Source organism: Vibrio nitrifigilis, assembly GCF_015686695.1.
In the GTDB taxonomy this organism is placed as follows: Bacteria; Pseudomonadota; Gammaproteobacteria; order Enterobacterales; family Vibrionaceae; genus Vibrio; species Vibrio nitrifigilis.
This window is the reverse complement of sequence record NZ_JADPMR010000001.1, coordinates 2476811-2488959: the sequence shown is the minus strand read 5'-3', so window position 1 is coordinate 2488959 and position 12149 is coordinate 2476811. Positions and strand designations below refer to the sequence as shown.

Below are 12149 nucleotides of genomic sequence, written 5' to 3'. Positions count from 1 at the left end.
ACAGATTGATAGGTTTAAATTGTTAAAGAGCTTTCTTTCTCAGTAACTTAAGTCACGTTGAAAGAGGCGGCTATTTTAGCGAGATAAAATGTCGTGTCAAACACTTTTTTCATTTTATTTTCAGAAGCTTTTCAGCTTGCTAATCTAACCTTGCTTTCCTCAGCAGTGCTTATTGAAGCTTTGCCGTGTCAGCGAGGGGGCATTATAGAGATCGAGCTTACATTGGCAAGTGCTTTTTTAAATTTTTTTTGATTTTTTATTTGTTTGAGTACTTTTCGATCACAACGGTCTATTTATCGCCAAAATAACGCTCTAATATGGAGTATTCGTCATTAAGGAGCCCTTATGAATCCAATCAGAAGCTACAAAGGAATAGCCCCTTCTATTCACGACAGCGTGTATATAGATGAAAGCGCCGTTATTGTTGGTGATGTTCGCATCGAAGAAAACGCTAGTATTTGGCCTCTCGTTGCGGCTCGAGGTGATGTTAATCATATCCAGATTGGAGCCAGAACCAACATCCAAGATGGGACGGTTCTACATGTCACTCATAAAAGCAATGAAAATCCGGGGGGCTACCCTCTTCTCATTGGCGACGATGTCACCATCGGTCATAAGGTCATGTTGCATGGGTGCACGATAAAAGACCGAGTACTCGTTGGGATGGGTGCGATTGTATTAGACAACGTAATAATAGAAAGTGATGTCATGGTGGGAGCGGGAAGTTTAATCCCTCCAGGTAAAACTCTTGAGAGTGGTTACCTATATATGGGCAGCCCTGTCAAAAGGGCCCGCCCATTAACAGACAAAGAGAAGCAATTTCTTCTTAAATCTGCCGCTAATTATGTTGCAACAAAAAATGAGTACATTAATGATGTTAAGCCAGTGAAATCTTAACTTCTATTTCACCAGCTTCGTTATAGCGGTCATCTTCAATAAGCTCCTCTGCTAACTCTTCAATATCAAAACGTAATGAAGAGAATACTTGCAGCGCTTGCTGACCGCTAGTGATGACCATACCACTCAGAGCTTCTAAGCCACCTTTATCAATCCAGCACTCTATTAATGCTCCCGATTGCTGAGCTGTAAAACCAACACTTTGACGCGCCTCATCCCAGTGTTGGATATCCGTAAATAAAATGGATTGATTCATTATAAACCTTCTAGGTTTCTTCTTAATTCGAACAAAACTTGCTTTATACCCGGACGTAGCCCACGCCATAGCATAAAACTCTCAGCAGCCTGACCCACCAGCATACCTAAGCCATCGTAAGCATTGGCACACCCTTGTTCAACTGCCCATTGATTAAAAACCGTGAGCCCTTTGCCATACATCATGTCGTACGAAACAGTTGTAGGAGTAAAAATGGCAGTAGAAATAGAAGGTAATTTTCCATCTAAGCTAGCTGACGTTGAGTTGATAACAAGATCATACCCACTATCAATACTTTCCATCGGTACGGCGCTAACTACCCCATATTCTTTAAATTGCTCTGCCAATTGCTCTGCTTTGGTAAAAGTGCGATTGGTAATCGTAATACTCGCTGGTGAATGATCGAGTAATGGTTTAATCACACCGCGGGCAGCACCACCTGCGCCGATAAGCAAAATACGACGCCCCTCTAACGGCACTTGGTGCACTAATAAATCTTGCACAAGCCCTTCACCATCAGTGTTATCACCAATAATGATGCCATCATCCAGTTTCTTTAATGTATTAACCGCTCCCGCAAGTTGTGCTCTTTCGGTTAAACGATCAGCAAATTTATAGGCTTCTTCTTTAAATGGAACAGTGATATTGCACCCCTTTCCACCATGAGAGAAAAAATCTGTCGCAGCTGCAACGAAACCATCAACGGGTGCAAGTTGAGTACTATATTCCATATGCTGATTGGTTTGGCGCGCAAACAGAGAATGAATTAAAGGGGATTTACTATGTCCGATAGGGTTACCAAATACCACATACCGATCGTTACTATTCGCCATATCCTTGCCTATTAAAAAAGGGTCACTCACTTGACCCTATCACTCTGGCTTATCTCTGTCACCACTCTCGGGGCACAAGATATTCCTGTAGTTTGGCTTCTGCACTGTTCGCTTCTGGTTCATAACCATATTCCCAGCGTGCAAGCGGCGGCATAGACATCAATATTGATTCAGTACGACCACCTGTTTGTAGGCCAAATAAGGTCCCTCGGTCGAACACTAAGTTAAACTCCACATAACGACCACGACGGTACAATTGGAACTGGCGCTCTTTTTCAGCAAACGGAGTATCCTTCCGTTTGTTAATGATAGGTACATAAGCCTTGATGTATCCTTCACCTACCGCCTTAATGTAATCAAAGCACGTCGCAAAATCCCATTGGTTTAGATCATCAAAAAATAATCCACCGATACCGCGCGTTTCTTCACGATGTGGTAAATAGAAATAGTCGTCACACCACTTTTTATGTTCGGCATAAACCTGCTCTCCAAATGGAGCACAAAGATCTTTAGCTTGCTGATGCCAAAATTGACAATCTTCCTCGAATGGATAAAAAGGCGTTAAATCAAATCCACCGCCAAACCACCAAATCGGATCTTCCCCTTCTTTTTCAGCAATAAAGAAACGAACATTAGCGTGAGACGTTGGCACATAAGGATTAGTGGGATGAATAACAAGAGACACTCCCATCGCCTCAAAGTGACGGCCCGCTAATTCAGGACGATGAGCGGTCGCAGAGGCGGGCATTTGTTTTCCGGTAACATGGGAAAAATTAACGCCCCCTTGTTCAATAACGCCCCCTTGTTTCATTACTCTAGAGCGGCCACCGCCCCCTAACCGCTCGCCAGGTTCGCGGTTCCAAGCGTCTTCCACAAATACCGCTTTACCATCAGCCATCTCTAATTGCTGACAAATGTGATCTTGTAAAGACAATAAAAACTGTTTTACTGCCTCTTTATTAATGGCTGTCATGCTTTCTCCTTCATCAGGGCTTCGATTTATTATGTGTGTTGAGCACTAGCCCTTTCTTAGAATAGTGAGTGTCTTTGCATCGCGAATTTCACTCGGTTTTAGTTTTCCACCGGTTTCTCCCGCAAGAATAGCAACAAGTTGGTCCCCTAGCTGCTGTTCCACCTCTTCAGTCGTCATACAAGGTGGCTGACCAGACAAATTGGCACTCGTAGAAGTGATGGGTTTACCGTAGGCTAGGCATAACTCCTTCACTAAGGGATGATCAGTCACTCGAACAGCGATGGTATCAAACTGACCACTGACCCAGTGAGAGACACGCTCACTCGCAGGCATAATCCAAGTGACATGTCCGGGCCAGCTTTCCTTTACACGAGCCAATTGCTCAGCTGTCAGTTGTTCTTCTTTTATATAGGGAATAAGCTGCTGGTATGTTGCTGCAATGAGGATCAAGCCTTTTTCAACAGGGCGCTTCTTCAACGCCAGTAACTTTTCTACGGCACTAATATTATCGGGATCACACCCTACGCCAAAGACCCCTTCTGTCGGATAGGCAAGCACTTCGCCAGCAGTTAATGCTTGCACGGCTTGTTCAACGTTTTTCACTCTCATATCCTAAGCTGCTTAGTATTCTTAGACCATAGTGTACAAATTATCCGTTTGATCACCTAAAGCAAATTACGCCGAATCTCAAATGAACGAGGAAGACGATGGCGCAAACGTTTGCTTGAGATAAAAATCCTCGTATAATGCGCGACGTTCGCTCAGTTATTTTACAAGCTTGAAGGAGTTGGAGATGAAAGTTGGAATTATCATGGGTTCTAAGTCAGATTGGCCGACCATGAAACTCGCAGCAGAAATGCTAGACAAATTTGGTGTTGAGTACGAAACCAAAGTGGTTTCAGCGCACCGTACCCCTCAACTTCTGGCTGACTATGCAACCAGTGCCAAAGAGCGTGGTATTAAAGTGATTATTGCTGGTGCTGGCGGTGCTGCTCACTTACCAGGTATGACAGCCGCATTCACTAGTGTTCCAGTTCTTGGTGTTCCAGTACAGTCTCGTGCACTGAAAGGTATGGATTCTCTGCTTTCTATCGTACAAATGCCCAAAGGTATTGCCGTTGGTACACTAGCCATTGGTGAAGCAGGCGCCGCAAACGCAGGTATTCTTGCCGCACAAATTATCGGTACCCATGATGAAACTGTCATGGCCAAAGTTGAAGCGTTCCGTACCGAACAAACTGAAACCGTACTCGCTAACCCAAACCCTGAAGAGGAATAAGTGATGCACGTTTTGGTACTAGGTTCTGGTCAACTTGCACGTATGATGTCTCTTGCAGGCGCACCACTGAATATTACGTTGTCAGCCTATGATGTCACTACCGATAGAGTAGTACATCCTCTCACTCAAACTCCTATTGAGCAAACTCTGGATCAAGCCATTGCAGATGCTGATGTCATCACCGCAGAATTCGAACATATCCCACACGATATCTTAGCTATCTGTGAGAAAAGCGGTAAATTCTTACCAAGTAGTGAAGCGATCAAAGCAGGTGGTGACCGCCGTATCGAAAAAGCACTCCTTGATACCGCGAACGTAAAAAATGCCAAATACTATGTCATTAATACTCGTGATGATTTTGATGCAGCCATAGAGCACGTGGGTATCCCAATGGTGCTCAAAAGTGCATTAGGTGGTTACGATGGTAAAGGCCAATGGCGCTTAAAAGAGCTCAGCCAAATTGATGAAATCTGGACTGAAATGCAAGAATGCATTGCTGCATCCGATAACCAAGCGATTGTTGCTGAACAATTTATACCTTTTGACCGTGAAGTATCTCTTGTTGGTGCTCGTGGTGTAAATGGCGATGTTGTGGTTTATCCATTGGCAGAAAACATCCATGTTAACGGTGTATTGAGCCTATCAACGGCGATTGATGCGCCTGAATTGCAGCAACAAGCAAAATCGATGTTTACTGCTGTCGCTAACCAGCTCAATTATGTGGGTGTACTTGCGATCGAATTCTTTGATGTGGATGGTCAATTGCTGGTGAATGAGATTGCCCCTCGCGTTCATAATTCAGGTCACTGGACTCAACAAGGCGCTGAAGTTTGCCAATTTGAAAATCATCTTCGTGCGGTATGTGGTATGCCGTTAGGTAGCACCAAGTTGGTACGCGAGACATCGATGATTAATATCCTTGGTGAAGATTCCTTGCCGCAAGAGTTGTTAGCGATGGAAGGCTGCCATATTCACTGGTACGGGAAATCAAAACGCCCTGGCCGTAAAATGGGTCACATCAATATCACTGCAGATTACACAGGCGAACTACAACGTAAACTGTGTGAACTTGCGAAGTTACTAGATAAAGAGGCTTTTCCTGCTGTTCACGAAGTCGCCGAGCACATTAAAGCGTAAATTTATCAGTTTTGTATAACAAAAGACGGCGCTCAATTGAGCGCCGTCTTTTTTGTTATTTATCTGTTACTGCTCGTCAGAGCTTGTCTCTTGCGATTGTATATGACCACATTTGCGATCAGCACATTGGTACTTCACTCCTTGCGCTGTTTTCTTTTCAACCAACAGCGGAAAACCACACTTTTCACACACACCCGCAACAGGGGGCTGATTAACAGCAAACTTGCATTTAGGATATTGGTCACAGGCATAGAACATTTTCCCGAAGCGATTCTTACGCTCAATGAGATGTCCCTTACCACACTCAGGACACACAATATCACTTGCAACTGGCTCTTCGTCTGGACCATCAATTGATTCAATATGATGGCAGTCAGGGTAATTACTGCAGCCAATAAACATACCATAACGACCTTGGCGTAATACCAACTCATGGCCACATTCAGGGCATGGAACCCCTAACTCTTTTACAATATGCCCATCATTATTATGAGATGTTTTGATGTAATCGCAGGTTGGATAGTCACTACAACCTAAGAATGGACCATGTTTACCATGGCGTATAACAAGTGGCTTACCACATTTAGGGCAAGGCTCCTCAGAAGCCTTGCCTGTGGATGAAAATAATTGCTGATCGATTTTACTGCTCATATACCAACGTTGACCTAGTGAAGAATGCCTTGTTCTTTGCTGTACAAAAGCTCTTCCATCAAGGTGTACGCATTTTCGTTACCGGGAACATTGAATAGAACCATTAAGATAATCCATTTCAGGTCATCGAGTTCAAATTCATTGGTTTCCAGCCCCATGACTCGATCGATCACCATTTCACGAGTTTCAGAGGTCAGCACTTTTATCTGCTCAAGAAACAGCAAGAATCCTCGGGATTCGCGATCTAAACGTTCCATTTCTTTTGCAGAAAAAATACGCATGGACGTTGTCGCGCTGGTTGCGATAGCTGAATGTGCATCGGTTTGTTGCAATCCAGCAAGCTCTTCCAACCAGTGAAGGGCTTTATAGATGTCTTTTTGGTGGAACCCTGCACGAAGAAGTTCATCTTCGAGCTCATCTTGATCTACTTGTAACTCTGCATCACTATGGATATAAGTTTCAAACAGATACATTAGAATATCCATCATCATAGCTAGCCCCTCCCCTTACGAATATAGCCACCAGAAACTGCAACCACATGCCCAGAGAGTTCTAACTCTAAAAGCTGCGTCATGACTTCATGCACAGGTATATTGGTCCTGCTTGCAAGAATATCAACTGGTGTGGCTTCTACTCCTACGTTAGCTAACAGCTCGGGAAATGGCAATTGTTCTTCGCTATTTGGGGGTGAAAAAAGTGTAGATTGCTGCATTGTCTGCTGATTAAGCGACCAATTGAGTAATAAATTGAGCTCTTCCACAATTTGCTGAGAGTTTTGCACTAGGCTTGCACCTTGGCGTATGAGTTCATTACTCCCCTGATAATTGGCTTGATAAATAGTACCTGGCAATACAAACACATCTCGGTCTTGCTCAACAGCGTAACGTGCCGTAATCAGCGAACCGCTTTTGACGGCGGCTTCGACCACCAATACACCTAAAGATAAACCACTAACAATTCGATTACGGCGAGGAAAGTGCTCTGCCCTAGGTTTCATGTCTGGTCGAAACTCGGAAACCAACGCCCCTGATTCAACAATTCTTGCGGCTAGTTGACGATGGCGGGCTGGATAAATTTGATTCAAACCTGAGCCCAAAACAGCAATGGTTTCACCTTGTCCACTTAATGCTCCATCATGGGCATAACCATCAATACCTAAAGCAAGACCACTGGTTACGACTATCCCTTGCTCAGCCAACTCTCGTCCAAATTGATGAGCGGCTCGTTGACCTTCTACTGTTGCACCACGACTGCCAACAATCGCAACCTGGGGCTTGTCTAAACAAGAACTGTCTCCCTCTACAAAAAGTACGGGAGGCGCTGAAGAAATTTGTCGTAATAAGGCAGGGTAATGTTCATCAAGTGATGTAATAATCGAACGGTTATCTTTTTGGTTCATCCAGACAAAACACGCATCGACCTCTTTTTTTGCTGCGGAATTAAGATAGTTTATTTGATCGGGTTTTAACCCCAACGCTTGCCATTGCGGGGCAGAGTAGTTCACTAACTTTTCTGGTGCATCCTTACTTAAAAATTTTGCTAACGATTTTGCACCAATACGAGGAGTAAAACTCAGCATTAACCAAGCCGATAACGCATTATCATTTAACACAGTAATGTCTCTCCCAATCAGCGTAGAATAAACCAACCTTTAAGTTTCGACAGGCCATGAGTATCGCCCGGTATAATCTCTTCGTATAAAAAAGCACAAAACCTTACAAAATATAAGGTAAGATAAGCATTCAAATTACCACAAAGAAACACGTAAAATACGTAGATTTTGCGCTTAGATGCTGTCATTTGGGGCTTAAAATGTCTAGAATTGAGCCAATAAGCTTTTAGCTGTTTCGGCACAGTTCAACATTTTGAGTGTATATGTCTGTATTACAAGTATTAACATTTCCCGACGATCGTCTGCGCACTATTGCCAAGCCGGTTGAGAAAGTGACGCCAGAGATTCAAAAAATTGTCGATGACATGATTGAAACCATGTACGACGAGGAAGGTATTGGTCTTGCGGCAACACAAGTCAACGTTCACCAACGTATTGTGGTAATTGATGTTTCTGAAAATCGCGATGAACCAATGGTTTTGATCAATCCTGAAATTATTGAAAAACGCGGTGAAGATGGAATTGAGGAAGGCTGCTTGTCCGTACCAGGGGCTCGTGCTTTAGTTCCTCGAGCAGCAGAAGTTACGGTAAAAGCATTAAACCGTAATGGTGAAGAATATCAATTTGATGCGGATGATTTGCTCGCGATTTGTGTTCAGCACGAACTCGATCACTTGGAAGGTAAATTGTTTGTCGATTACCTATCGCCTTTGAAACGCAAACGTATCAAAGACAAGTTAGAAAAAATCAAACGCGCCAACGAAAAGAATCAAAATTAAGAGTGAGGTCACCTTGAGCCAATCATTACGCATTGTCTTTGCAGGTACTCCGGATTTCGCCGCCCGTCACTTGGCGGCGTTGTTGTCTTCGGAGCATGAAGTTATTGCTGTTTATACCCAACCAGATCGCCCAGCAGGTCGCGGTAAAAAACTAACAGCAAGCCCAGTTAAAAATATCGCTTTAGAAAATAACATTCCTGTTTATCAACCCGTCAATTTTAAATCTGACGAAGCAAAACAAGAATTGGCCGATTTAAATGCTGATCTTATGATCGTGGTGGCTTACGGTCTGTTATTACCGAAGCAAGTGCTTGAGACTCCCAAGCTAGGTTGTATCAACGTCCATGGTTCAATTCTCCCTCGCTGGCGCGGAGCTGCTCCTATTCAACGTTCGATTTGGGCGGGTGATGCAGAAACAGGCGTCACCATCATGCAAATGGATGAAGGGCTCGATACTGGCGACATGCTCAGCATCGCAACCTTACCGATTGAAGCAACAGACACCAGTGCCTCAATGTACGAAAAGCTGGCTGAGCTAGGTCCACAAGCGCTTCTAGACTGTTTAAATGACATCGCAGCTGGCAATGCCGTTGCTGTTAAGCAAGACGATGAACAGGCTAACTACGCGAAGAAACTCAGCAAAGAAGAAGCTCAAATTGATTGGTCCATGGATGCTGCAGCCATTGAACGTTGTGTCCGTGCTTTTAACCCTTGGCCAATGAGTCATTTTTCTATTGAAGACAATCACATCAAAGTGTGGCAAACACGCGTTGAAAAAATGACGACAGATAAACCAGCAGGCACCATCATCAAAGCGGATAAAACTGGTATTTACGTCGTTACAGGCCAAGACGTTCTGGTATTGGAAACGATACAAATTCCAGGTAAACGGGCTATGGCAGTGCAAGACATACTCAACTCTCGTGCTGCTTGGTTTGAAGTTGGCACACAATTGAATTAATCTCGCGACCCTATTCCATAGGGTCGATGTTTTACCAATAGGTTCACCACCATGAATGTTCGCGCCGCGGCTGCTCAAGTGTTATTCCAAGTTGTTGATCAGGGTTACTCTCTATCAGCGGCACTCCCTGCTGCTCAGCAGAAAATCAAACCTCGTGATCACGCACTACTACAAGAAATCTGTTTCGGTGCTCTACGATTTTTACCTCGCTTAGAATCTATCGCAAATGCATTGATGGATAAGCCCTTAAAAGGTAAACAACGTGTATTTCACCATCTGATTCTCGTTGGCATCTATCAACTGAGTTCAATGCGTATTCCAGCTCACGCCGCCGTAGGGGAAACCGTTGAAGCAACAAAGACGCTACGTGGTCCTCGCTTGCGTGGTCTTATTAATGCTGTTTTACGCAACTATCAACGCCAGCAAGAAGAATTGGATGCTAAAGCCATCAGTCATGATGCAGGTAAATATGGTCACCCAAGCTGGCTATTGAAACTGATTAAAAGTAGCTACCCCGAGCAATGGGAGAGCATCGTCGAAGCGAATAATCTTAAGGCACCAATGTGGCTTCGCGTGAACCATAGCCATCATACAGCTCAAGAATACCAAGCAATTCTGGCTGATGAAGGCATAGCGAGCACTCTACATAGCCTAGCGGAAGATGCATTGAAGCTTGAACATCCTTGCGATGTCACCCAACTTCCAGGTTTTGCACAAGGATGGGTATCGGTACAGGATGCGGCAGCACAACTGTCTTATCACTACCTCACACCGAAAAATGGTGAACGTATTCTAGATTGCTGTGCAGCTCCGGGCGGAAAAACTGCCCATATGCTAGAACATATCAAAGCCAAAGAAGTCGTCGCAATCGACAATGATGCCACTCGTTTGAAACGTGTGTATGAAAACCTTGAACGTTTAAATTTAGAAGCAACAGTTATTTGCGGCGATGCACGAAAACCACAAGAATGGTGGCAAGGAGAGCAATTTGACCGTATTCTGCTGGATGCTCCATGTTCAGCAACAGGCGTCATTCGCCGTCACCCAGATATAAAGTGGCTACGCCGCGCTGAAGATATTGAAGTGTTAGCAACACTGCAAAGTGAAATTTTGGATGCAATGTGGCAGCAATTGAAGCCTGGCGGTACGTTAGTTTATGCCACTTGCTCAATTACCCCACAAGAAAATACCTTGCAGGTAAAAGCATTTCTAGAACGAACATCTGATGCTACATTGATAGGTTCTAATCAGGAACATCCTGGCCGTCAAATTCTTCCTGGTGAAGAGGATATGGACGGTTTTTACTATGCCGTTCTAACCAAGCAAGCATAATTGAAAACGGCAAAGGCAGCATTTCGCTGCCTTTGCCATGAATGAAAGAGAACAAGGTATGAAAATCATCATTCTTGGTGCAGGACAAGTTGGCGGCACATTAGCTGAAAACTTAGTCGGTGAAAACAACGACATTACGATCGTCGATAAAAGTAGCGATCGCCTGCGAGAACTACAAGATAAATATGATTTGCGTGTCGTAACAGGTCACGCTAGCCACCCCGATGTACTTCGTGAAGCAGGGGCACAAGATGCCGATATGCTTGTTGCCGTAACGAATACTGATGAAACGAATATGACGGCGTGTCAGGTCGCCTTTTCTCTTTTCAACACCCCAAACCGCGTCGCTCGTATTCGCTCTCCACAATATCTGGCCGAAAAAGAAGCCTTATTCCAATCGGGGGCAGTTCCCGTTGATCACTTAATCGCTCCTGAAGAACTAGTAACGCGTTACATTCGCCGGTTAGTTCAATATCCAGGTGCGCTGCAAGTTGTCAGTTTTGCAGAGGAAAAGGTCAGCTTAGTGGCTGTAAAAGCCTATTATGGTGGCCCACTCGTGGGTAATGCGTTGTCCGCCTTACGTGAACATATGCCGCACATTGATACTCGTGTTGCAGCCATTTTCCGCCAAGGCCGACCGATTCGACCTCAAGGTTCAACCATCATCGAAGCCGACGATGAAGTATTTTTTGTCGCAGCCAGTAATCACATTCGCTCCATCATGAGTGAACTACAACGGTTAGAAAAACCTTACCGTCGTATCATGATCGTAGGTGGTGGTAACATTGGGGCAAGCTTAGCCAGAAAGCTAGAACACAGCTATAGCGTTAAGTTGATTGAACGTAGCTATCAGCGCGCAGAACAGCTATCAGAAGAACTAGAAAACACCATCGTATTCTGTGGTGATGCCGCCGACCAAGAGCTGCTCACTGAAGAAAATATCGATCAAGTGGATGTGTTTATTGCTCTCACTAATGAAGATGAAACCAACATCATGTCAGCCATGTTAGCTAAACGCATGGGGGCCAAGAAAGTGATGGTACTGATTCAGCGCAGCGCTTATGTCGATTTAGTTCAAGGAGGTGTGATTGATGTCGCTATCTCACCACAACAAGCCACAATTTCTGCGCTGTTAACTCACGTACGCCGGGCTGATATTGTTAACGTTTCATCCCTTCGCCGCGGAGCAGCAGAAGCAATCGAAGCCGTTGCCCATGGTGATGAAACAACCTCTAAAGTCGTCGGCAGAGAAATTGGTAAAATTAAATTACCTCCAGGTACAACCATTGGGGCGATTGTTCGTGGCGACGAAGTCCTGATTGCACATGATAATGTTGTGATCCAACAAGACGATCACGTCGTCATGTTCCTCGTGAACAAAAAGTATGTTCCAGATGTGGAAGCACTTTTCCAACCAAGCCCATTCTTCCTATAGGTTA

Annotated in this window: 14 protein-coding genes; 7 read left to right on the top strand and 7 right to left on the bottom strand. The window is 44.4% G+C overall.

Annotated elements, in window-relative coordinates:
- The first annotated feature begins 345 nt into the window (after positions 1-345).
- A complete protein-coding gene (locus I1A42_RS11025; protein ID WP_161155600.1) occupies positions 346-897 on the top strand; it encodes a gamma carbonic anhydrase family protein in 552 nt (183 codons plus the stop codon).
- Here the strand turns inward: I1A42_RS11025 and I1A42_RS11020 are convergent.
- The 4 genes from I1A42_RS11020 to I1A42_RS11005 are packed head-to-tail and all read right to left on the bottom strand — an operon-like array spanning position 878 to position 3568.
- Positions 878-1153: a DUF1488 family protein gene (locus I1A42_RS11020; RefSeq protein ID WP_161155602.1), complete on the bottom strand. Its 276-nt coding sequence runs from the start codon at positions 1151-1153 to the stop codon at positions 878-880. The two genes, I1A42_RS11025 and I1A42_RS11020, sit on opposite strands and share 20 nt — an antisense overlap.
- A complete protein-coding gene (aroE, locus tag I1A42_RS11015) occupies positions 1153-1986 on the bottom strand; it encodes a shikimate dehydrogenase (protein ID WP_161155604.1) in 834 nt (277 codons plus the stop codon). The genes I1A42_RS11020 and aroE overlap by 1 nt, the downstream gene beginning before the upstream one ends.
- A 58-nt stretch (positions 1987-2044) precedes the next feature.
- Positions 2045-2959 (bottom strand): oxygen-dependent coproporphyrinogen oxidase, encoded by a 915-nt coding sequence (gene hemF, locus I1A42_RS11010; protein WP_161155606.1) that lies wholly within the window; start codon positions 2957-2959, stop codon positions 2045-2047.
- Positions 2960-3004: 45 nt separating this feature from the next.
- Complete coding sequence (locus tag I1A42_RS11005) at positions 3005-3568, bottom strand: L-threonylcarbamoyladenylate synthase (RefSeq protein ID WP_161155608.1); 564 nt, start codon at positions 3566-3568, stop codon at positions 3005-3007.
- Positions 3569-3752: 184 nt separating this feature from the next.
- Here I1A42_RS11005 and purE point away from each other — a divergent pair, with 184 nt between their 5' ends.
- Entirely contained in the window at positions 3753-4238 is a 486-nt protein-coding gene (gene purE, locus I1A42_RS11000; protein WP_161155610.1) for a 5-(carboxyamino)imidazole ribonucleotide mutase, read from the top strand.
- 3 nt (positions 4239-4241) lie between these two features.
- Positions 4242-5375: a 5-(carboxyamino)imidazole ribonucleotide synthase gene (locus I1A42_RS10995; RefSeq protein ID WP_161155612.1), complete on the top strand. Its 1134-nt coding sequence runs from the start codon at positions 4242-4244 to the stop codon at positions 5373-5375.
- A 66-nt stretch (positions 5376-5441) separates the two neighbouring features.
- On the opposite strand, the gene I1A42_RS10990 is transcribed toward I1A42_RS10995, so the two are convergent.
- Genes I1A42_RS10990 through dprA form a run of 3 tightly spaced genes read right to left on the bottom strand, consistent with a single transcriptional unit; the run spans position 5442 to position 7605 of the window.
- The gene (locus I1A42_RS10990) at positions 5442-6026 is read right to left on the bottom strand and encodes a DNA topoisomerase family protein (protein WP_161155614.1); all 585 of its coding nucleotides are present in this window, start codon (positions 6024-6026) and stop codon (positions 5442-5444) included.
- Between the two features lie 14 nt (positions 6027-6040).
- Entirely contained in the window at positions 6041-6517 is a 477-nt protein-coding gene (locus tag I1A42_RS10985) for a DUF494 family protein (protein WP_161155616.1), read from the bottom strand.
- Positions 6518-6519: 2 nt separating this feature from the next.
- A complete protein-coding gene (dprA, locus tag I1A42_RS10980; protein ID WP_161155718.1) occupies positions 6520-7605 on the bottom strand; it encodes a DNA-processing protein DprA in 1086 nt (361 codons plus the stop codon).
- 296 nt (positions 7606-7901) lie between these two features.
- Between dprA and def the strand changes: the two genes are divergently transcribed.
- Genes def through trkA form a run of 4 tightly spaced genes read left to right on the top strand, consistent with a single transcriptional unit; the run spans position 7902 to position 12145 of the window.
- On the top strand, positions 7902-8417 hold the full coding sequence (gene def, locus I1A42_RS10975) for a peptide deformylase (RefSeq protein WP_161155618.1): 516 nt from the start codon (positions 7902-7904) through the stop codon (positions 8415-8417).
- A gap of 13 nt (positions 8418-8430) precedes the next feature.
- Entirely contained in the window at positions 8431-9378 is a 948-nt protein-coding gene (gene fmt, locus I1A42_RS10970; protein ID WP_161155620.1) for a methionyl-tRNA formyltransferase, read from the top strand.
- A gap of 51 nt (positions 9379-9429) precedes the next feature.
- Positions 9430-10710 (top strand): 16S rRNA (cytosine(967)-C(5))-methyltransferase RsmB, encoded by a 1281-nt coding sequence (gene rsmB, locus I1A42_RS10965; RefSeq protein WP_196123493.1) that lies wholly within the window; start codon positions 9430-9432, stop codon positions 10708-10710.
- 58 nt (positions 10711-10768) lie between these two features.
- The gene (trkA, locus tag I1A42_RS10960; protein WP_196123492.1) at positions 10769-12145 is read left to right on the top strand and encodes a Trk system potassium transporter TrkA; all 1377 of its coding nucleotides are present in this window, start codon (positions 10769-10771) and stop codon (positions 12143-12145) included.
- Positions 12146-12149 lie beyond the last annotated feature (4 nt).